Source organism: Bradyrhizobium sp. in8p8, from assembly GCF_000426845.1.
Classification (GTDB): domain Bacteria; phylum Pseudomonadota; class Alphaproteobacteria; order Rhizobiales; family Xanthobacteraceae; genus Bradyrhizobium; species Bradyrhizobium japonicum_C.
The window spans coordinates 380033-400556 of record NZ_AUGD01000002.1 but is presented as its reverse complement, the minus strand read 5'-3'; the positions used below and the strand labels follow the sequence as shown (position 1 = coordinate 400556).

The 20524-nt window shown below is 63.5% G+C and carries 23 protein-coding genes; 15 read left to right on the top strand and 8 right to left on the bottom strand.

Annotated elements, in window-relative coordinates:
• Positions 1 to 82: 82 nt before the first annotated feature.
• The 3 genes from K408_RS37710 to K408_RS0107185 all read left to right on the top strand — a co-directional run bounded on the left by K408_RS37710 (position 83) and on the right by K408_RS0107185 (position 2918).
• On the top strand, positions 83 to 2068 hold the full coding sequence (locus K408_RS37710) for an FAD-binding monooxygenase (protein WP_024337936.1): 1986 nt from the start codon (positions 83 to 85) through the stop codon (positions 2066 to 2068).
• A 142-nt stretch (positions 2069 to 2210) separates the two neighbouring features.
• Positions 2211 to 2489, top strand: coding sequence for a hypothetical protein (locus K408_RS0107190; RefSeq protein WP_024337935.1), 279 nt, complete (start codon positions 2211 to 2213; stop codon positions 2487 to 2489).
• Between the two features lie 222 nt (positions 2490 to 2711).
• Positions 2712 to 2918, top strand: a complete 207-nt coding sequence (locus tag K408_RS0107185) for a hypothetical protein (RefSeq protein WP_024337934.1) — start codon at positions 2712 to 2714, stop codon at positions 2916 to 2918.
• A gap of 70 nt (positions 2919 to 2988) precedes the next feature.
• Here the strand turns inward: K408_RS0107185 and K408_RS0107180 are convergent, their stop codons facing one another.
• Entirely contained in the window at positions 2989 to 3333 is a 345-nt protein-coding gene (locus K408_RS0107180; RefSeq protein ID WP_024337933.1) for a DMT family transporter, read from the bottom strand.
• 127 nt (positions 3334 to 3460) lie between these two features.
• Here K408_RS0107180 and pdxY point away from each other — a divergent pair, with 127 nt between their 5' ends.
• A complete protein-coding gene (gene pdxY / locus K408_RS0107175) occupies positions 3461 to 4273 on the top strand; it encodes a pyridoxal kinase (RefSeq protein WP_024337932.1) in 813 nt (270 codons plus the stop codon).
• Between the two features lie 5 nt (positions 4274 to 4278).
• Here the strand turns inward: pdxY and K408_RS0107170 are convergent, their stop codons facing one another.
• Positions 4279 to 5577: a M15 family metallopeptidase domain-containing protein gene (locus K408_RS0107170; protein ID WP_024337931.1), complete on the bottom strand. Its 1299-nt coding sequence runs from the start codon at positions 5575 to 5577 to the stop codon at positions 4279 to 4281.
• A 345-nt stretch (positions 5578 to 5922) separates the two neighbouring features.
• Between K408_RS0107170 and K408_RS0107165 the strand changes: the two genes are divergently transcribed.
• The 4 genes from K408_RS0107165 to K408_RS0107150 all read left to right on the top strand — a co-directional run bounded on the left by K408_RS0107165 (position 5923) and on the right by K408_RS0107150 (position 7879).
• Positions 5923 to 6093 carry a Flp family type IVb pilin gene (locus K408_RS0107165; protein WP_080654853.1) on the top strand — a complete coding sequence of 57 codons (171 nt, stop codon included), beginning with the start codon at positions 5923 to 5925 and terminating at the stop codon, positions 6091 to 6093.
• 85 nt (positions 6094 to 6178) lie between these two features.
• Entirely contained in the window at positions 6179 to 6382 is a 204-nt protein-coding gene (locus K408_RS0107160) for a hypothetical protein (RefSeq protein ID WP_024337929.1), read from the top strand.
• A gap of 149 nt (positions 6383 to 6531) precedes the next feature.
• On the top strand, positions 6532 to 6786 hold the full coding sequence (locus tag K408_RS0107155; RefSeq protein ID WP_024337928.1) for a hypothetical protein: 255 nt from the start codon (positions 6532 to 6534) through the stop codon (positions 6784 to 6786).
• Positions 6787 to 6958: 172 nt separating this feature from the next.
• Positions 6959 to 7879 carry a DMT family transporter gene (locus K408_RS0107150; RefSeq protein ID WP_024337927.1) on the top strand — a complete coding sequence of 307 codons (921 nt, stop codon included), beginning with the start codon at positions 6959 to 6961 and terminating at the stop codon, positions 7877 to 7879.
• Between the two features lie 7 nt (positions 7880 to 7886).
• Here the strand turns inward: K408_RS0107150 and K408_RS0107145 are convergent, their stop codons facing one another.
• Together K408_RS0107145 and K408_RS42655 are read right to left on the bottom strand one after the other, a co-directional pair.
• Complete coding sequence (locus K408_RS0107145; RefSeq protein ID WP_024337926.1) at positions 7887 to 8237, bottom strand: zinc ribbon domain-containing protein YjdM; 351 nt, start codon at positions 8235 to 8237, stop codon at positions 7887 to 7889.
• A gap of 111 nt (positions 8238 to 8348) precedes the next feature.
• A complete protein-coding gene (locus K408_RS42655) occupies positions 8349 to 8522 on the bottom strand; it encodes a hypothetical protein (protein WP_196232353.1) in 174 nt (57 codons plus the stop codon).
• A 198-nt stretch (positions 8523 to 8720) separates the two neighbouring features.
• Between K408_RS42655 and K408_RS0107130 the strand changes: the two genes are divergently transcribed.
• From K408_RS0107130 to K408_RS0107105, 6 genes are all read left to right on the top strand, one after another.
• Positions 8721 to 9080, top strand: coding sequence for a c-type cytochrome (locus tag K408_RS0107130; protein ID WP_028145821.1), 360 nt, complete (start codon positions 8721 to 8723; stop codon positions 9078 to 9080).
• A gap of 279 nt (positions 9081 to 9359) precedes the next feature.
• Positions 9360 to 9764, top strand: a complete 405-nt coding sequence (locus tag K408_RS0107125) for a VOC family protein (RefSeq protein ID WP_024337924.1) — start codon at positions 9360 to 9362, stop codon at positions 9762 to 9764.
• A gap of 103 nt (positions 9765 to 9867) precedes the next feature.
• Complete coding sequence (locus K408_RS0107120; protein ID WP_024337923.1) at positions 9868 to 10530, top strand: hypothetical protein; 663 nt, start codon at positions 9868 to 9870, stop codon at positions 10528 to 10530.
• Between the two features lie 123 nt (positions 10531 to 10653).
• Positions 10654 to 10947 carry a hypothetical protein gene (locus tag K408_RS0107115; protein ID WP_245269066.1) on the top strand — a complete coding sequence of 98 codons (294 nt, stop codon included), beginning with the start codon at positions 10654 to 10656 and terminating at the stop codon, positions 10945 to 10947.
• 319 nt (positions 10948 to 11266) lie between these two features.
• On the top strand, positions 11267 to 11548 hold the full coding sequence (locus tag K408_RS0107110) for a hypothetical protein (protein ID WP_024337921.1): 282 nt from the start codon (positions 11267 to 11269) through the stop codon (positions 11546 to 11548).
• A 131-nt stretch (positions 11549 to 11679) separates the two neighbouring features.
• Entirely contained in the window at positions 11680 to 11946 is a 267-nt protein-coding gene (locus K408_RS0107105) for a DUF2312 domain-containing protein (RefSeq protein ID WP_024337920.1), read from the top strand.
• Positions 11947 to 12121: 175 nt separating this feature from the next.
• On the opposite strand, the gene K408_RS0107100 is transcribed toward K408_RS0107105, so the two are convergent.
• Positions 12122 to 12619 carry a DUF421 domain-containing protein gene (locus K408_RS0107100; protein ID WP_024337919.1) on the bottom strand — a complete coding sequence of 166 codons (498 nt, stop codon included), beginning with the start codon at positions 12617 to 12619 and terminating at the stop codon, positions 12122 to 12124.
• A 377-nt stretch (positions 12620 to 12996) separates the two neighbouring features.
• Between K408_RS0107100 and K408_RS0107095 the strand changes: the two genes are divergently transcribed.
• Positions 12997 to 13560 (top strand): type 1 glutamine amidotransferase domain-containing protein, encoded by a 564-nt coding sequence (locus tag K408_RS0107095; protein ID WP_024337918.1) that lies wholly within the window; start codon positions 12997 to 12999, stop codon positions 13558 to 13560.
• A 137-nt stretch (positions 13561 to 13697) separates the two neighbouring features.
• Here K408_RS0107095 and K408_RS0107090 read toward each other — a convergent pair whose 3' ends face one another.
• From K408_RS0107090 to K408_RS0107080, 3 genes are all read right to left on the bottom strand, one after another.
• On the bottom strand, positions 13698 to 14213 hold the full coding sequence (locus K408_RS0107090) for a ParB N-terminal domain-containing protein (protein WP_024337917.1): 516 nt from the start codon (positions 14211 to 14213) through the stop codon (positions 13698 to 13700).
• A 203-nt stretch (positions 14214 to 14416) separates the two neighbouring features.
• Positions 14417 to 16078 (bottom strand): AAA family ATPase, encoded by a 1662-nt coding sequence (locus K408_RS0107085; protein ID WP_080654837.1) that lies wholly within the window; start codon positions 16076 to 16078, stop codon positions 14417 to 14419.
• A gap of 64 nt (positions 16079 to 16142) precedes the next feature.
• Positions 16143 to 19913: a vitamin B12-dependent ribonucleotide reductase gene (locus K408_RS0107080; RefSeq protein ID WP_024337915.1), complete on the bottom strand. Its 3771-nt coding sequence runs from the start codon at positions 19911 to 19913 to the stop codon at positions 16143 to 16145.
• Positions 19914 to 20524: the final 611 nt, after the last annotated feature.

Here is a 20524-nt window from a genome sequence, read left to right as displayed (position 1 = left end):
GGCGAATGAGGCGTCGTTGACAAGTATACTGATAGTCAGCATACTGAGCAATATCAAAACGAGCGTTGTCGGAGAGGAGCGCATGCAATTCCATCTCAATGGATTTCAGCCCGGCGACCCTGAGATCACCGATCCCGCCGAACGCGTTCGATCCTCGGGTGCAGCGGGCGCTGTGCCTGACGAGGTCGATGTTCTCATCGTCGGCTGCGGGCCTGCCGGCCTGACGCTCGCCGCCCAGCTTGCGCAATTTCCCGATATCAAGACCTGCATCGTCGAGCAGAAGCCGGACCGCTTGCTGGTCGGTCAGGCCGACGGCATCGCCTGCCGCACCATGGAGATGTTCCACGCCTATGGCTTCAGCGAGCGTGTGCTGAAGGAAGCATATTGGGTCAATGAAACGACGTTCTGGAAGCCGGACGAGCGGACGCCGGAGAAGATCACCCGCAGCGGCCGGGTGCAGGACGTCGAGGACGGGCTCTCGGAGTTCCCGCATGTCATTCTCAACCAGGCGCGCATCCATGATTGCTTTCTCGACGTCATGCGCAAGTCTCCGGCAAAGCTCGAGCCGTATTACAGCCGGCGCGTGCTTGACCTCCAGGTCGATCCGGCTGCCCATCATGCCGTGACCGTGCGGCTCGAGCGCGTCGATCCCGCGAACGAGGGCAAGGTCGAGACGATCAGGGCACGCTACGTCGTCGGCTGCGACGGCGCACGCAGCACGGTGCGCAAGGCGATCGGGCGCGAGCTGCATGGGGATTCCGCCAATCACGCCTGGGGCGTGATGGACGTGCTGGCGGTCACGGACTTCCCGGACATCCGCTTCAAGTCGCTGATCCAGTCGGCCAAGGACGGCAGCCTGCTGATCATTCCACGTGAAGGCGGCTACATGGTCCGCATCTATGTCGAGCTCGCAAAACTCGACGTCGGCGAGCGTGTTGCGAGCCGCAACATCTCCGCCGCCGACGTGATTGCAAAAGCACAGCGGATCCTGAAGCCGCATACGCTGGAGGTGAAGGAGATCGCCTGGTGGTCAGTCTATGAGATCGGCCAGCGCCTCACCGACAAGTTTGACGACGTGCCGGAGAGCGCGGTCGATACGCGTCTGCCGCGCATCTTCATCGCCGGTGATGCCTGCCACACTCACAGCCCGAAGGCGGGGCAGGGGATGAATGTCTCGATGCAGGATGCCTTCAATCTCGGCTGGAAGCTTGCCGCGGTCCTGCGCAAGCAGTGTGCGCCGAGTCTGTTGCATTCCTACTCCGCCGAGCGCCAGGCGGTTGCGAAGGAGCTGATCGATTTCGATCGCGAATGGGCGGGAATCCTCGCCTCCGCAGCCAGGGCCGGCGGCGTCGACGCGACCAAAACGCAGGACTATTTCGTCAGGCACGGGCGCTACACCGCGGGCACGGCAACGCACTACAGGCCATCGATCCTGACCGGTGCGGCTTCGCATCAGCACCTCGCGCAAGGCCTCATCGTCGGCAAGCGCTTCCATTCCGCGCCGGTGATCCGGCTGGCAGACGCCAAACCGGTACATCTCGGCCATGCCGCGCAAGCCGACGGCCGCTTCCGCATCTATGCGTTCTCGCCGGCGGAAGATCCTGCAGCCGCCGGCTCGGCCATCCGCGCGCTGTGCGACTTCCTCACCGAAGCAGGGGAATCGCCGGTGAGGCGATATACGCCCCTTGGCACGGACATCGACAGCGTCATCGACCTGCGCGCCGTCTTCCAGCAAGATCATCGCGAGCTTGCCGTCGCGGCGATGCCGCCGCTGCTGCTTCCGCGCAAGGGCCGCTACGGTCTGATCGACTACGAGAAGATGTTCTGTCCGGATCTCAAGGGCGGTCACGATGTCTTCGCAATGCGCGGCATTGACCGGAAGGTCGGCTGCATGGTCGTGGTGCGGCCAGACCAGTATGTCGCGAATGTGCTCCCGCTCGATGATTATGCCGGGCTTGCGTCGTACTTCGACCGCTTCATGCTGATGGCCAACTGTTGCCTCAGGCACCTCGACCGTCGCGCCTATGAAACAGCGGACGATAATTGGACTTCGCTCAGTGTCCCATGATGCGCCGGCCGGCTACGTGGGGATTCGGGTTCCCTGCGCGTACAATTTAAGAAAGTTCTTCGCCGGCAGATTTCATCGATCGTAAGATGTGTACCCAAGGATGTACGCATCCACTCGGGGCAGCGGGGCACGGGAGGATGCGATGAGACAGAGCCAGGCGGAGACGCGCCGCCATAATGTCGCGAAGCGGTCGATGACCAAGGAGGTCAGGCAGCTGACCAGCCTGATCGCGGGACTGCGCAAGTCGCTTGAAGGGATCCAGAAGGAACGAATGAGCACGAAGCTTTCCAGCCCCGAGATGGGCTTTCTCGACGAGCGCCGCAACAATCTGTTGCTCACCATTGCAGCCCTCGACGACCGCCTCTCGGCGGTGCAGGGCCTGATCAATCTCGGCCGCCCCCACATCATCCGCGTCCACTAAGCGATGGCATCCTGGATCGTCGTCGCGCTCTAGGTTGTTTACGCATGGCCTCTGCGGAAGACCGACCCGCGCTTGTCCGGATCATGCTTTGGCGCCGATTCGACGCAGCAGGATCGACTCCGTTCCAGCAAGAGACGGGACTGGCCATACTGCTGCGGATGGCACCAAATTGCCACGCTCCCGGCGAATTGCCGCCAAAGCCCGCTGCCACGAGGAGGCGGGGTGCAGGGCGACGCAAGGGGATGCGAGTTGGCCTACAAAATGGTCGCAGAACGCGACAACGAGAAGTACAGTTTCGACCGCGAGAGCCGGCTGCTCATCGTGGCGAAGGCGAAAGTGTGGGCGAGCGAGGGGTGGCGGGTCGTCATCACCGATCAGGACGGCAAGGCCTACGCGCCGCCCGAATTCGATCAGCTGTCGGCGGCGTGAAAAGACGGGCGAGGGGACGACGGTCGGAGGGCTTTGGCGTCAATTGCCCGCGCCACCTAAGCGGCGGGCATCAATGCATCGCCGTCTCCGAGAATAGGTTGATCACCACGACCCCCGACACGATCAGCGCGATGCCGACGAAGGCCGCGGCATCCAGCATCTGGCGGAACAGCACGAAGGAGACGGTGGCGGTCAAGATGATGCCGACCCCGCCCCAGATCGCATAGGCGATGCTCAGCGGGATGACGCGAATCGCCACCGACAACGCGTAGAACGAGGCGACGTAGAACAGCACCATTGCCAGCGTTGGCCAGGGACGGGTGAACTGCGCGGATTGCTGCAGGAACGCCGACGCGGTGACCTCGAACACGATGGCGAGAGCGAGTGCCGCATAGGCGTTGAAGGCGGAGGTCATGCGGAGGCTGTGTCCGGGATGACAATGTGGGGCGTGTGGCAGGGTGTATCACGCCGGAATGACGAGTCCGCGACAAAAGGCTGTGCTTGCTTGCGTCTTGGCCTGATTGGCCCTACGGACCTCTGTCATGCTCGTCATCTCCATTCAGAGCCAGGTGGTCCACGGCCATGTCGGCAATAGCGCGGCTGCCTATGCCATCCAGGCGGAAGGCGTGAACGTTGCCGCGGTACCGACGACGCTGCTGTCGAACCATCCGCGCTATCCGACCCTGCGCGGGCGGGTGCTGGAGACCGAGCTCGTCGCCGACCTCCTGAAGGGCGTCGAGGAGCGCGGCCTGGTCGAGGAGGCCGCGGTACTCGTCACCGGCTATCTGGGCTCGCCCGGCAATGCCAACGTGATTGCCGATTTCGTCGAGCGCGCGCTCATGCGGAATGCGAAGCTGGTCTATCTCTGCGACCCCGTGATCGGCGATGACGGCCGCGTCTATGTCGCCGACGGCATTCTGGACGTGGTCCGGCACCGGCTGCTGCCGGCGGCGAAGCTGACGACGCCAAACCAGTTCGAGCTCGGGCTGCTTGCGGGCCTTGCGATTGCCGATGCGCAGGACCTGCGCGCGGCCTGTGCGGCGCTCGCGCGAAGTGGCCCCATCGATGTCGTTGCGACCGGCTGCACGCTCGCGGATACGGCGGAAGGGCGGTTGGAGACGATCCTCTGTGCCGATGGCGATCTGTCGCGCTTTGCGACGCCGCGTCTGCCGATCCGGCCCTATGGCACCGGCGATCTCCTCAGCGGTCTGATCGCCGCGCAACTGGCCAAGGGCGAGACGACGGAGGTGGCGGTGCAGCTCGCAGTGGAGACGATCTTTGCAGTGCTGGTGCGCACGCAGGAGGCCGGCACAGCCGAAATGCGCCTCGTGCCGCTGCCGGGCCGCAAGCCGTAACGGCTTCAGGTTGCGGGCTTGACGCCCGATTGAGCCGACTTCTGCGGCTTTGCCGGACCCTTCTGCTCTCGCGCCGCCTGGGCCTTGGGGGGCTTTGCGTGGGCCGCGGTGTGCGTCTTCTTCGGCTTGACGTTGGCTGCTTCCTTGCGGTCCGCCGTGCCGCGACGCGAGATATATTCCTTGCCATCGATCGGGCCGACATGTGGCGGATCGCGGCCGAGGTAAGGCCGGCCGATGCCGTACGCCTTGCCGTTGGCATCGACCCACTTCCACAGGATCTCGGTCGAGACCCAGCGCTGCGCGCGGTTATTGCCCTGGGTGCTGACGATGTCGGCCGCCATGCCGTGACCATAACCGCCGCGCGCGCTGCCGCCGTGATAGGACCGGTCGGAGGCGGCCTTGAGGCCGCTCGCGATGGACTGGCGATAGTCGTCGCGGAATGCGCTGGTGATGCCCGGCGACAGGCCGGCGGCTTCGGCCGCGAGCATCATGCGAAACAGCTTCAGCTTGAAACTCTTGTCCATGCCGCCGATGACGTAGTCCATCATCGACATGCCGGCGCGCTCGGCTGCCTTCGGATCCTTCCAGGTGAAGTCCTGATCGACCAGCTTGGTGGAGCTGCGCATCACCGTGACGGTCTTGCCCTTGCGCTTGATGGTGACGGCGCGCCGCTCCTGGACCTTCATCGTGTCCTCCTTGGCGGTGCGCTGATAAAGCGTCCAGAGATAGCGGTCGACGCAGGCTTCCATGACGAAGCATTCGTCGAGCACGGCGACGGTGTCGGCCGGTGGAGATGCCTTGCTCGCGGGCGGGACGGGGCCGCTCGCGATCGCCGCAGGCGACAATGCGTCCGTCGTCACGATCTCGGTGGGATCGGCGGACGCGAGCTTGACGGGTTCTGGCGCGGGTGCAGCTTCGGAGACGATGGCTTCCGGTTCGGGCGAGATCTGCGCTACGGGCGCCGCATCTGTCGGCAGGATCAGCAGCGGGTCGGCCGAAGCGAGCTTGACGGCGGCGGCGGGCGCCTCGGCCGTCTCCTGCGGTGTCGTCGCCGGGGCAGGGGTCGCAGTGATGGCGGCGGCGATTTCGGCGGTCAAGGCGACGCCGTCCTCGATGGTCGCAGCGCGCGGTACGTCGGCGAGGTCAAGGCGGCTGATATCCTTCGCCGGTGAGACGACCGCCACATTCGCTCCGCTGTTCTCGATGAGGGCCGGCGCATAGGCAGAAAAAGACAACGCCAGCCAGCCGGCGAGAACGGCGGAGGGACACGACACCGCAACCAGAAGAGACCGTCGATCGTTCATGATCCTGCCTCCAAACGGTTCTGTCCGAGCCATCTGGTCCGAACAGTCATGATGCAGACGCTTGACGAAAACAGTCTTGCACGGAAAGGCACGCAGCCCGCCGATTGTTCGGGGGATCGTGTGGCGGCGCAATGGCGCAAACCGACGAGGACCGGCTTTTCGAGGCGGGTGTTGCCGAGGTGCAACGCGGGTTCCATGCAAGCCCGAGCTGCGGGCCGCCGCCAAAAACCGGCAAATGCTGGATTGCTGTCAACTTGCAGCAATTGCGTTTACACAATCTTGGATTGTGGTCGTGCATTTCTACGCGGCCGCCAGTTTCGAGTAGAATTGGGAGAATCGTTGCCCGTGAAATTGAAATGCATATTGGCCGAGTTCGCCGCCGATGAATCCGGCGCCACCGCGATCGAGTATGGACTTATCGCAGCCGGAATCGCACTCGCAATCATCGAGGTCATTCATGCTCTCGGCATCAATCTCGTGGCAAAGCTGCAATCGCTGGCAACCGCATTGAAATGAGGCGCCTGCATCTTCGGCCTCTGGCCCGGTGTTTTGCTTGATGTCTCTGCCGCAACTTTGCAGCGGCTGGTGCGTTGGAGGCGCCATGACGCATCCCTCGCTTCGTCCCATGGACGCCTTCGATCCCAACGAGCCCGCCATCCTGCACGATCGTCTTTCCGACACGATCATTACTTGGACCGCCGATCAGGCCGACGACTACCGCCGAGCCAGCCGGCCTGGCGCAGACGGAACCGTTGCTTGGAGGAGCTACGTGTTCGACGGATGGGGCAACGTCCTTGGTGGTTGAGGCGAACGTCGCCGCGATTCTCCATACCGGCGTAAGCATCAAGCATACCGCCATGCATTGAAGGGAATGTTGCGTTGCAACAAAGCATGTCGCAATGCAGCAAAGCGGACCTAAATATGCTCCGAGTTCTCACCTCTGGAGCATCACCAATGAACAAGAAGACTTTGTCGATCGCCGCTGCTGTCCTCACGATCGCGGGTGGCACCGCTGCCGTCGCTGCCGAGCTGCCGACCTATGAGGCTGGCGGTTTCCCGGTTTCCCCGCTGCAGGTGCGCGTGCTCGGTGCGGCGCATGTCGAGCAGCAGGTTGAGGCGCCCGCCACGGTGGCCTCGGTCCACCAGGCCAAGGTGCTCAGCCCCCGCAAGGTCAAGACCGCGGACGTCACCACGGGCGCAGCCCGCTAAGGCGGAGCTCGCCTGAGGCGCGGCTCGCCTCGCGCCGTCGACAATCAAGGCGCCGCATGCGCATTTGTGCGTGCGGCCATCGCGGAGTTTCGCCGCATTCGGCGACGCCTGCGTGCCAGCCCTGCAACTGCGTGGGTTGAGCGGCCCGGCGCGCCGACATATCGCTTGATCCATGGATCAGCGGACGAGCGGTGCCGACGCTCTCACTCAGAAGAACGATGCAGCGCCGGCGCTGCTCGGCGTGGTCTGCGGGCTTGCGGCGGCGCTGTTCTGGGCGTTCGGCTTTGCCGCCACGCGGCACGGGCTCAAGGTCGGCTTCACGCCGGTCGATCTCCTGGTGCATCGCTATGTCTGGTCGGGGATCGCGTTCGTGCCGCTCGTGTTGCGCGCCGGCGTCTCCGATCTCTGCGGGATCGGCTGGAGCAGGGGCCTCGTGCTGATGGTGCTCGGCGGTCCCGTGATGTCGCTGATCTCCTACGCCGGCTTCCTGTTCGTGCCGCTCGGCCACGGCAGCGTGATCCAGCCCTCCTGCGCGACGCTGGGCGGCCTGCTGCTGGCGGCGCTCGTGCTGAAGGAGCGGATCTCCGCCTCGCGTCTGGCCGGCGCGCTCGTCATCGTCGGCGGCCTCGGCGTGATCGGCGCGGAATCGATCGGCCACATCGGCGCCGAGGGCGTTCAGGGCGATCTGATCTTCGTGCTCGCCGGACTCATGTTCGCAGGCTTCGGCGCGATGTTGCGCCGCTGGCGCGTCTCGGCCGTCCCGGCTGCGCTGGTGATCAACGTGCTGTCGCTGCTGCTGGTGCCGGTCTACATCGCGACCGTCGGCCTCGCCCATGTTGCGGCCATCGGTCTGACCGAGAACGCCATCCAGGCGCTGGCGCAGGGCGTGCTTGCCGGCCCCGCCGCGCTCTATCTCTACGCCGTCTCGGTCCAGCGTCTCGGCGTTGCCCGCGCCGCGGTGTTTCCGGCCTGCGTGCCGGCGCTGACGCTGCTCACCGGCTGGCTGCTGCTCGGCGAGCCGCCGACGATGCTGCAGACGGCGGGCCTCGTGACGGTGCTGTGCGGATTCTACCTGGCGCAGCGGCAAAGCTAGCGCGAGCTTACGTCTTCCTCACGAACTCCGATTTCAGGTTCATCGCGCCGATGCCGTCGATCTTGCACGCGATGTTGTGACCGTCGCTGGCATCCTGCAGGCGGATGTTGCGCACCTTGGTGCCGCCCTTGACCACGGATGACGAGCCCTTGATCTTGAGATCCTTGATCACGATGACGCTGTCGCCGTCCGCGAGCGCATTGCCGTTGGCATCGCGCACGCCGGCATCCTGCGCCGTGTCTGCAAGCGCGTCCGCCGCGCCGCTCCATTCATGACCGCATTCCGGGCAGACCCAGAGATCGCGATCCTGGTAGGCGTGCTCGGAGTTGCAGGCGGGGCATTTCATCGTGTCGGGCATCTCTGGTCTCGTCTCGCGGGTTCGTGCGCGGCGCGACCGTAGAGGCGGGAACCGGGAAAGCAAGGAAAAGCTGCGAACCGCGCGCGGCGGGCCCGACCTGCCGGTGCGATGTCACCGAAACAGCGCGACGAAGATCACGTAGAACCAGCCCAGGATGCCGTGGATGATCGCCCACAGGATCGAATGGTTGTTGGTGTAGGAGATCGCGATGGCGAGCGCCGAGCCGAACCCCACGCCGTATTTCGCGCCCTCGACCCGCACGCCGTAATAGCGGTTCTCGTTCATGGTGATGCCTCCTGACCTCGAATGAGCGCGAGCCTATGCGGTGAACGCGATCCTGGCGAGCGGCATGATCGATGCGGCAGCGCCTGCGCGCGTTGAGCTGCATCAACGGCATTGCGCGACCGCGCTCTTGACGCAGATCAACCTGACCGGGCGGTGCCGACCTACGCTGGCCCGATGAATCAATCGCGAGGTTTGGCGATGTCGCACAGTGTTCGAATCTCCATCGGCATCATCGTCCTGATCGTGTTGTCGGTGCTGTTCCTCTTCAGCGTGGTCCACACCGCCGCCGGCGCGCCGAGGCCCGCATCGCGCATGGCCGCGGAGGGCCATCGCCTGGCGCAGGCGTGGTGCCAGTCCTGTCATGCCATCGAGCCGCACATGACCGACTTCTTCGACGAGGCGCCGAGCTTCCAGGCCATCGCCGATCGCCGGGGCACCACCGCGCTGTCGCTGAAGGTGTTCTGGCGCACGAGCCACCAGAACATGCCGAACATCGTGATCTCGCCGGAGCAGGCCGATGCGCTGTCGGCCTACATCCTGAGCCTGAGGAGCCGTTGAGAGACGGGCCCGGACTCGCTTTCGCGAAAACAACCCCATGCACAGTAGAGGTCCCCATGAAATCGCTCGGGGTTCCCGTCGACTTCGGTGATACCGAAAAATAGTTGCGGCGTCGGGCAAAACAGGGGCATGATGGCATGCTGGCGCTCGAGCGGTGGCGAGCCGCTTTGCGCGTCGTCCGGGGTGCGAAATCCCGGATATGACGTGCGGCATCACCCCGGATTTACGCTTGCGTTCCATCCGGGCTACGGTCGCTCCGCAACTTGCGACGAGTCTGACATGAGCTTTCTCCTCAACATCGACGTCCCCGACGTCGGCAAAGCCACGACCTTCTACACCGAGGCCTTCGGCCTCACCGTCGGACGCCGCTTCGGCACCGATTTCGTCGAGCTCAACGGCTGGCCGGCGCCGGTCTATCTTTTGACCAAGCAGGCCGGCACGCCGGGGGCCGGCGGCGACCGCCGCCGCTACGAGCGGCACTGGACGCCGATGCATATCGACGTAGTCGTCGACGATGTCGATGCCGCCGTCGCGCGTGCGGTCGGCGCGGGTGCGATCCTGGAGGCGCCGGCGCGCGATGCGCCCTATGGGCGGATCGCGATGCTGGCCGATCCGTTCGGCCACGGCTTCTGCCTGCTGGCGTTCAGCGAGAAGGGGTACGACGCGCTGCTTGGAAGCTCGTAGCCGGGATGAAGCGCAAGCGTGATCCGGGACGCTTGGCCCGCGGACACAAGACCCCGGATTGCGCTACGCTCCATCCGGGCTACGTAGCCAAGATCGGGGCGGCATGGCAAAGCAAGCGAAAAGCAAGCCGAAAAGAAAACTGAAGACCTACCAGACCTCGCTCGGCTTCTACGATCAGGCGATCGCGGCGCCCTCGATGAAGGCGGCGCTCGAGGCCTGGGGCGCCAGCTCCAACCTGTTCCATCAGGGCGTCGCCAGGGAGACCGACGACCCCGACATCGTCGCGGCGACCATGGCGAAGCCGGGTGTCGTGCTCAGGCGGCCCGTCGGCTCGGACGGCCGCTTCACGGAGAGCGCGGAGCTGCCGACCGATCTCGTCGAGAACGAGGCCAGGCCCGGCCGCAAGGCCAAGAATCCGGCAAAGAAGCCGGCGAAGAAGCCAGCGAAGACCGCGAAGAAGGCATCCCGCGAGGAGGACGATGCGGCGGCGCGCAAGGCCGCCGCGGCGTTCGAGAAGGAAGAGCGGCGGCGCGAGGCCGAGCGCCGCAAGGAAGAGGCCGCCCGCGCCAGGGCGCGCGCCCGCCGCGACAAGGCGGTTGCCGCCGCCGAGGCGGCGCTCGACAAGGCAAGGCGCGAGCACGACGCCAAGGCGGAGGCGATCGAAGCCGAGCGCGCCGCGCTCGACGCGCGTGCCGAAGCCGAGCAGGAGCGCTGGGACAAGCAGAGGCTCAAGCTGGAGCAGGCGGTGCGCCGCGCGCACCAATAGCGGCGGGCGCGCCCATCACGTCATCACATCGCCCAGCGGCGGGATCGCGGTTCCATCCCCATATGAGATCGAGTCTCCTATAGGTCTGGAATGCCCGAAAAATCCCCGAAACCTGCAGGCCCGATGATCGTGCGCTCGCGCCGCGCGGCGCCGGTCCTGGTGTGCGCCAAGTGCCTCAAGCGCAGCGACGAGGGCCGCGACGTCAGGCGCGCGCTGAAGTCCGAACTGAAGGCGAACAAGCGCGACGGCATCAAGCCGGCCAAGCTGGTCATGACCGGATGCTTCGGCCTGTGCCCGAAAAAGTCGATCGTGCTCGCGAGCGGCGCCAGCCTGGCGCGGCAGGAATATGTGCTGGTCGCGGATCGCGATCAGGTGCCGGCGGCGCTGGCGCGGTTGAACGGGGGGAGGGGCGAGTAAGACGCAGCTGCGCGAAAATACGATTGCGGCTTGCAGGGTCTGCGCCTCTCGACCGTCATTGCGAGGAGCGAGGCGACGAGGCAATCCAGAGTCCCTCGGCGGAGGCACTCTGGATTGCTTCGCTGCGCTCGCAATGACGGAATATGCGGCGGCGGCGGTGTGTTGCGGAGCCTGCCGTCGGGCTGCGCTCCGCGCGGACCCGATGGCTCGCAATGACGGAAAGTCGAGGCCCGCATCGGTCGTTCACGCAAAGTCGAGAACAAATTCGCTTGCCATGCAAAGCGTCCTTTTGCACTCTGGCGGCAAGGAGACCAACGCAATGAAGACGAAGATCATCGCCTATGCGCTCGGAACCGCCCTGGTGCTGGGCGGCCTCGCAACATCAGCCGCCGAAGCAAGGCCGCGGAAGGCGCAAGTGGTACGCGCGCCGCAGGAGAGGCTGATCATCACGGCGCCCGTGCTGCGGCCGACCCCATGGGACTACAACATCGTGCCGCGCTATCGCTATCGTCCCGAGGACGACAAGGTCGATCCCTACGGCCCGCCGCTGGTGCCGTCCTACGTGCGCTATCAGGGATGGCGCTGGCCGTATTGGTGGTGAGAGACGGCCGTTAGCGCACTTCGACGGCGCCTTCTGATCGCGCGCGGTCGCTGCAGGTCCGGCAGCGAGGGTTAATACATTGGTCATTTCTTTGCGGTCATTTTCGCGACCTCAGTCAGCAAAGAGGCACCATGTCCGACATCACCATTCCCGGCGGCAAGATCCGTTCCTTCGTCGAGCGGATCGAGAACCTCGACAGCGAAATGCAGGAGTTGAGCGAACAGAAGAAGGAAGTCTTCGCGGAAGCCAAGGGCGAGGGCTTCGACGTGAAGATCCTCAAGGAGATCATCAAGCTGCGCAAGGAAGACAAGAACGAGCGCGACGAGCGCGAAAGCCTGCTCGACCTCTACATGCGCGCGATGGAGACGGCCACGCCGGAGCAGGCGAAGGCGGCGTAAGAGCAGAGGGTCACTTTCGCGGACGTATCTGCAATCGGCGAATGCCGGCTACTTCGTAGGGTGGGTTAGCCGAAAGGCGTAACCCACCACCGCGTATCCGACGGGCAAGACGGTGGATTCCGCTTCGCTAGTCCACCCTACGCGCTTTCCTCTCGGCCGCTCCCGACCTCGCGTGTCACTTCTCCTTCTTTTTCACGCTGATGTTGCCGTCGCCCTCGATGTAGGCCTCGATGACGTCCGCAGGGCTATCGACGCCTTCTTCCCGGAGCTTGCTCAGCAACTCGTCCATCGTAACCAGCTCCTGTCGCAAATGGCGGCGAAGGACCTGGCCGTTCTTGATCAGAAGTAGCGGCGGGGGCTGAACGAGCCGCTCGACGAAGGGGACGTGATAACCGACCCAATCGATGGCAAGGTTCCAGAAGATGATGGTGGCAACGAGCACCAGGCCTTCCGTGATCGACCGGTATTCACCCGCCATGCCGTTCTGCGCGGCATCGGCCAGAAGCACGACGAGGAGCACGTCCGGGATGCTGATTCCGCCGGTTTGTCGCTTCAGGATGAGGCGCATCAACGTGAAGATGCCGAAATACATGATGGTGCCCCGTACGATCATCTCGATGAGAGAATGCGTCGGAGCAAAGATCTCGTGCCATGGGAGCTGGAAGTTCAACATGGGGCCTCGCATCTAGACAGGAGCTTCCTGCTAGCATGTTTGGATGACCTGATGGACTGGCGCTGTGCGCTTGCAGGCCGCCCACTCGGACGAGCGCGGAAGCCTGCTCGACCTCTACATGCGCGCGATGGAAAGCGTCGCCGGAGCAGGCGAAGGCGGCTTGAGACAGCCAGGTTGATCGGTGAGGGAGACACGGCCGCGATCGAAAGGTTGCGGCTGTCATGCGTTGGCAACCACGCAAGGTGAAGCGCTGCGGAACTTACCGTCATCCGCGCCGGAATGACAGCGCAAGGGTTACGGCTCTCGATGTCGTGTGAGGAACCAAAGGCGAAAGCATTCGATTGAGTGGCATCGCCTCACACGCAATGGAGACACGGATGGAACTGTCCGGAAAAAAGATCGCGATTCTGGCCACCCACGGCTTCGAGCAGTCCGAACTCGAAATGCCGCGTGATGCCCTCAAGGCGGCCGGCGCAACAGTGGAGATCATTTCGCCGCAAGCCGGCGAGATCAAGGGCTGGGACGAGAAGGACTGGGGCCGCCCGGTCAAGGTCGACAAGACCCTCGACCAGGCCAAGCCTGCCGACTATGACGCCCTCGTGCTGCCCGGCGGCCAGATCAACCCCGACCTGCTGCGTGTCGAGCCCAAGGCGCTTCAATTCATCAAGAGCGTGTTCGACGCCAAGAAGGTGGTGGCCGCGGTCTGCCATGCGCCCTGGCTGCTGATCGAGACGGGCATCGCGAAGGGCCGCAGGATGACGTCCTACAAATCGATCAAGACCGACGTCGCCAATGCCGGGGCGAAGTGGGAGGATTCGGAGGTGGTCGTCGACCAGGGCCTCATCACCTCGCGCAATCCCGGTGACCTCAAGGCCTTCAGCGCGAAGATCATCGAAGAGGTGAGGGAAGGACGTCACACGCAGCGCAGCAACGCGGCGTAGTCGTCATTACGGTGACGGCGCGCAGGGCGGGTTAGCCGAAGGCGTAACCCACCGATCTTGTGTCTGCGAAGGGTGAAGAGGTGGGTTACGCTGCGCTAACCCACCCTACTTAGCCCCAGAACTACCGGCACCGACAGTCAATAGCGGCCGCCGCTGCCCTTTTGCTGCGTGATCCAGTCCGACAATGATTTCGGCTTCGATTTCACAGTCCGGCCCGGTGATGCCTTCGGATTGTCGCGAGCGCCTTTCGCCGGATGCGTGCGCGACGCTTGCGTTGCGCCGGCGCCCTTCGAGGCAGCCGTCGATGCCTCCGCGGCTTCCCTCTCCAGGCGCAACTGTTTCAATCGCGCCATTTTGAGGCGCTCGGCCTCGACCTCGGGCCGTTCGGCTAGCTGCGGCTTGTGCTCAGCAAATTCCGCCGTGACCACGACGGCGAGAATGGTCGTCTCGCCGAGCGCCTTGCAGGCCTCCAACCGATGCAGTCCCTCGACCAGAACGAGGCGGTCTCCGTCGCGCCGAATGGAAATGGGGGTCTGTTGTCCGATCTCCAGCATGCTCTCCGCGATCTCCGCGACGGTCTCGGGCTTGATGGCTTTCTTCTGCTTCGTGGGTACGAAGATTGTCTCGATCGGGAAGCTTTCCGGTTTGGGCATAGTTTGACTCCGCTGTTACCGGGCCAGTCGGAACGCATGCCGGTGGCGTCTGGAGTTTAGGAGGGAAGGGCGCAGCCGCAAAGGCAATTTCGGCGATAGGTTTGCTGAGCATCGAAGCCGGAACCAACCTCAATCGGCGACAGTGCACTTAGTGCCCCCGTCCACCCCGATGGCTCCGCTTCAACGTGCTGAAGCTGTCATCGTTAAAGCAGTGAGCTAACACCTTCGTCTCGAAGCGCGAGGCTCGCGACGATGATGCTCGCCGGATTCATCCCGAGTGCCTGCACTTGAGCGTTTAGTTTCCTTAGCAACAGCTTTCCCATGGCATTCTCTACGGTGATTTGGTTCGCCGGCAGTAAGCCAGCCGGATCCGGGCAATTGTCTTCGTCACCTTTGTAGAGAGTTCTCTTAATCTCCTCGCGTTTGTCCCGAAACTTAATCACAAAAGTATTATTGTCGTTTCTAACGACGTCGTCGACCAATATCGTCATGTCTTCTATCGGTCGCTGTAGAGATGCGGCCAAGTGGCTTGCTTGGGCAAAATAGCCCTCAACATCGGAGAATTTGGTAATCAGCAGTGCAACGTTTGCGCCCTCAGGCAAAGAGTACTTTCTGGTGAGGCGAGCAACCTCATCATCGGTCATGAAGTCTCGATCTCGGTGAACAATAAGCTTAACGCCGGGTCTGACACGCTGTACGAAGCTGACCATGAGGGCCGCAGCGTCGATCTTGCTGCTTGCCTTATAAGAAAAGACCAGTGTTTGATCGAGCGGAAAGCCGTTAGCTTCGAGAAGTGCTTCGAGATAGCGCGTGTTTGTATCTTCCGTCCAGACGAGGTACTTAAACTGGCCATGCAAGAACTGCTCCCCGCGGTCGAGCGCGCCAAGGTCGATAAGGACCGCGACGTCTGACCAAGTTTCCTGTGGTGTCGCGGAACCGTCCTTTACCCAATAGAGCTTTGCGTCCACGTACTCACTTAACGCATCGAGTAAATGGCGCGAGTGCGTGGCGAGCAAAATCTGTGTTTCGCTCTCTCTTGCGATGAGGTTGAGCGTTTGAGCCAGCAGTCGCTGATTGTTAGGATGTAGGTGAGCGTCAGGCTCATCTAACAGAAGGAGTTTTGGCTCGTAGTTCGTGACGTAGGCTAACAATTGCACCGCTTGGAGCAGTCCCGTGCCGGACATGTCGAGAGGGCGAGTTCTGCCGTCAGGCAGGGTCGCATCCGCCGAAATGAACAAGTCGTTGGCGAGGTCAAATTTTGCGGTGACAACGACGCCTGGAAAAACGCGGTTCAGAAGATCGGTGAATCTGAGGCGTCGATCATTGTGCTGTTGAATCCGGAGGAGCACGTTGCGAAGGTAGAGGTTGGCATCCCCTCGCGCGATCCCGTTGTTCACGACAAGATCAGACCTGTACTCTTCTCGTATAGCGACGCCTGCAAGGCCAGGCACATAAATGGTGAAGAATGCCTTGGGGTTTGATATCTCTCTCCCCAGATCGCTATCCATCCCAACGGCTTTGACTACTCCGTTTCTCCCACGGGTTAACGAAATGCTCGCCTCTCTAAGCTGAGGCTCATTCTCCGTGAAGCTGATGACAATCTCAGAGGTCTCGGTCAGTCGTTCACCGTGGCGCAGATTGAGAAAGTCGTCGGTTGGGCAGTATCGAAGCTTTTCCGGAGGAAATTGTTGTGCTCCAGCGGAGATCTGGGACTGCGAAAGTGTAGCTCCAAAATGAATTCCTTGAAGAAAGCAGCTCTTCCCGGAATTGTTGCCGCCGACGAGAACGGTGATCGGACTAAGATCCAGTTCGGAAGAATTTATCTTCTTGAACGAGCGAATTTGAATTCGATTGAGCGTGCCCATAGTCGAACGACTCTATAAAAAAAGGGGCAGCTTGCGGCTGCCCCTTTGTTTCACCAGTTGTCTTTTACGAACACCCCGTCGTGCTTCCACACGTATCGCACTTCATGCAGGTCCCATTCCGCACCAGCGTGAAGTTGCCGCACTCCGAGCACATCTCGCCCTCGTAGCCCTTGGCCTTCGCTTCCGCACGTCGCTCGGCCTTGCTGGGGACAGCGGTCGCGGCGCTGCCGGCCTTGCTCCACTGCAGGGCCTCCAGCTTTTCCGTCGGGGAGAGGTCGTGCTGGACTTCCTGCTTCAGGGCGACGGCGCCTTCGAGGGCGTCGCCGACGCGGGCGCTGGCGCCATGCGAGGCCATCGCCGTGACCTTGCTGCCGCCGGAGGGCGCGCTGTCGCTGCCCTGGCTGACCGCGGCCGAGCCGCCGCGCATCACGAACAGATTGTCCGTGCGCGAGCGGGTGAGGCCGCGCGAGACCAGCTTGGTGGCGTGGTGGCCGCCGTCGTCGTCCGGCTCCTTGCCTTCGTCGACGCCCTTGCCGAGCGCGTCGAAGCCCGTCTCGTTGGGATCGACATGGGCGAGGTCGAAGCGGCTGAGATAGCTCACCGCCAGCTCGCGGAAGACGTAGTCGAGGATCGAGGTCGCATACTTGATGCTGTCGTTGCCCTGCACGGGACCCGCCGGCTCGAAGCGGGTGAAGGTGAAGGCGTCGACATATTCGTCCAGCGGCACGCCGTATTGCAGGCCGAGCGACACCGCGATGGCGAAGTTGTTGATGAAGGAGCGCAGCGCCGCGCCTTCCTTGTGCATGTCGATGAAGATCTCGCCGAGACGGCCGTCGTCATATTCGCCCGTCCGGAGATAGACCTTGTGGCCGCCGACGACCGCCTTCTGGGTGTAGCCCTTGCGGCGATCCGGCATCTTCTCGCGCTCGCGCATCACGATGATGCGCTCGACCAGCTTCTCGACGACCTTCTCGGCCACGTGGGTGGCGCGCGCCGCCATCGGCTTCTCGTGCAGCGCCTCGACCGCATCGTCCTCGTCCTCATCGTCGCTGATGAGCTGCGAGTTGAGCGGCTGGCTGAGCTTGGAGCCGTCGCGGTAGAGCGCGTTGGCTTTCAATGCGAGCTTCCACGACAGCATGTAGGCGGACTTGCAGTCCTCCACCGTGGCGTCGTTCGGCATGTTGATGGTCTTGGAGATCGCGCCCGAGATGAAGGGCTGCGCCGCCGCCATCATGCGGATGTGGCTCTCGACCGACAGATAGCGCTTGCCGATCTTGCCGCAGGGATTGGCGCAGTCGAACACCGGATAATGCTCGGCCTTGAGGTGCGGGGCACCTTCCACTGTCATCGCGCCGCAGATGTGGACATTGGCCGCCTCGATCTCGCGCTTGGTGAAGCCGACGGCTTGGAGCAGGTCGAAGCCGGGGGCCGCGATCGCCTCGGCGCCGATGCCGAGCTGCTCGCGGATGAAGTCCTCGCCGAAGGTCCACTTGTTGAAGGCGAACTTGATGTCGAACGCGGTCGGCAGGGCCTTCTCGACCTTGGCGATCGCCTCCTCGGTGAAGCCCTTGGCCTTCAGCGTGGTGACGTTGATGCCGGGGGCGTTCGCCAGCGAGCCGTGGCCGACGGCGTAAGCCTCGATCTCCGCGATCTCAGCTTCGCGATAGCCGAGCGTGCGTAGCGCGGCCGGCACGGCGCGGTTGATGATCTTGAAGTAGCCGCCGCCGGCGAGCTTCTTGAACTTCACCAGCGCAAAGTCGGGCTCGATGCCGGTGGTGTCGCAATCCATGACGAGGCCGATCGTGCCGGTCGGCGCGATCACCGTGGTCTGGGCGTTGCGATAGCCGTGCTTCTCGCCGAGCTCGAGCGCCGCATCCCAGGCCGCCTGGGCACGGCTGACGATGTCTGCCTGCGGGCAGGAGACGAGGTCGAGCGGCACCGGGTTGACGCTGAGCGCCTCGTAGCCGTTGGACTGGCCGTGCGCGGCGCGGCGGTGGTTGCGGATCACGCGCAGCATGTGCGGCGCGTTCTTCTTGTAGCCGGGGAAGGTGCCGAGCTCCGAGGCGATCTCGGCCGAGGTCTTGTAGGTGATGCCGGTCATGACCGCGGTGAGGGCGCCGCAGAGCGCGCGGCCTTCCTTGCTGTCATAGGGCAGGCCCATGGTCATCAAGAGGCCGCCGATATTGGCGTAGCCGAGGCCGAGCGTGCGGAACTCGTAGGAGAGCTCGGCGATCGCCTTCGACGGGAACTGCGCCATCATCACGGAGATTTCGAGCACGAGGGTCCAGAGCCGGCAGAGATGCTCATAGCCTTCGACGTCGAAGCGCTTGGTTGTGGTGTTGTAGAACGTCAGCAGGTTGGCGGAGGCGAGGTTGCACGCCGTGTCGTCCAGGAACATGTATTCCGAGCACGGATTGGACGCGCGGATGTCGCCGGACGCCTTGCAGGTGTGCCAGTCGTTCATCGTGGTGTTGAAGTGCAGGCCGGGATCGGCGGAGGCCCAGGCCGCGTAGCCGATCTTCTCCCAGAGGTCGCGCGCCTTCAGCGTCTTGGTCACCTTCTTCGAGGTGCGGGCGGTGAGATTCCAGTCGCCGTCGGTCTCGACCGCGCGCAGGAAGTCGTCCTTCAGCGAGACCGAGTTGTTGGAGTTCTGGCCGGAGACCGTGAGGTAGGCCTCGCTGTCCCAGTCGGTGTCGTAGGTGTCGAACTGGATGTCCTTGTAGCCCTGCTTGGCGAACTGGATGACGCGCTTGATGTAGTTATCGGGCACCAGGCTGCGGCGCGCGAGCTTGATCTCGCGGCGCAGGGCAGGGTTCTTCTCGGGATCGAAGCAATCGTCGCCCGAGCCTTCGCAGTTCACGCAGGCCTTCAGCACCGCCTTGAGGTGCTTCTGGTTGATCTTGGATCCGGTGACGAGGGCGGCGACCTTCTGCTCCTCCTTCACCTTCCAGTCGATATAGGTCTCGATGTCGGGGTGATCGACGTCGACGACGACCATCTTGGCGGCGCGACGGGTGGTGCCGCCGCTCTTGATGGCGCCCGCGGCGCGGTCGCCGATCTTGAGGAAGCTCATCAGGCCGGAGGAGCGGCCGCCGCCGGAGAGCTTTTCGCCCTCGCCGCGCAGGCGCGAGAAGTTGGAGCCGGTGCCGGAGCCGTACTTGAACAGGCGGGCTTCGCGGACCCAGAGGTCCATGATGCCGCCCTCGTTGACGAGGTCGTCGCCGACGCCCTGGATGAAGCAGGCGTGCGGCTGCGGATGCTCGTAGGCCGACTTGGACTTGGTCAGCTTGCCGGTGAAGGGGTCGACGTAATAATGGCCCTGGCCGGGACCGTCGATGCCGTAGGCCCAGTGCAGGCCGGTGTTGAACCATTGCGGCGAGTTCGGCGCGACCATCTGCATGGCGAGCATGTAGCGGAGCTCGTCATAGAAGGCCTGGGCGTCGTCGTCGGAGGTGAAATAGCCGCCCTTCCAGCCCCAATAGGTCCAGCAGCCGGCGAGACGGTCGAACACCTGCTTGGCCGAGAGCTCGCTGACATAGCGCTCCTTCTCGGGCAGCGCGGCGAGGGCCTCGGTGTCGGGCACGGAGCGCCACAGGAAGGAGGGGACGGATTCCTCCTCGACCTTCTTCAGGCGCGCGGCAACGCCCGCTTTCCGGAAATACTTCTGGGCCAGCACGTCGGAGGCGACCTGCGACCACTCCGAGGGCACCTCGACATTGTCCAGCTTGAACACGACCGAGCCGTCGGGATTGCGAATCTCCGACGTGGTCAGCCGGAATTCGATTCCCGCATAAGGTGACTGTCCCGCACTGGTGTGGCGCCGCTCAATCCGCATGTCTTGCCCCGTCTTTCATCTCTGACCGGTCACGCCCCTCGTTGAAGGCGTCCCGGGTCGTCATTTCACTTCGCGAGTCCCTCGGCCGTCGGCCTTCAGGCTCCGCAGCTCAGCCGGTGGACCCGGCCCTTGTTCTCCCGACGCGATGGCTCGGTGCGCGCACCTCACATCCCGCCTGCCTGTCCAGACCCATCCGCCCCCAAGGGGATGAGCCCGACAGGCGATCAACGCCCCACAACGCCGCTACTTCTCTCACTTCACGCAGGTGTCACTCGAAACCACCGCGAAGTCTGCCATCCGAGCCTGTTGCCGGCCCGCTCTGGCGCCCCAGGAGTCCCGCCTTTCGAGGGCAGACAAGCCCTCATCCGCTGCCTTTGGCTGGCCGGCGGAGCTGAAATTTGCGGTGCCCTTTGGGGGAGTGCCGGCGGGACGCAAACTCACTCGCGCCGAACGGACCGAAAGCTAGGACTCTCCGTTGCGCCCGTCAAGAACTAGTGCGAGTTCCTGAATCAAATACTAAATATGGTGGATTGTGGGGGATAACAGGGGTCTTCGCCGCGCCTGTCTTGGGCCAAGTATCAGTGAGTCCTCAGGGATTCCCAACTGAAAAA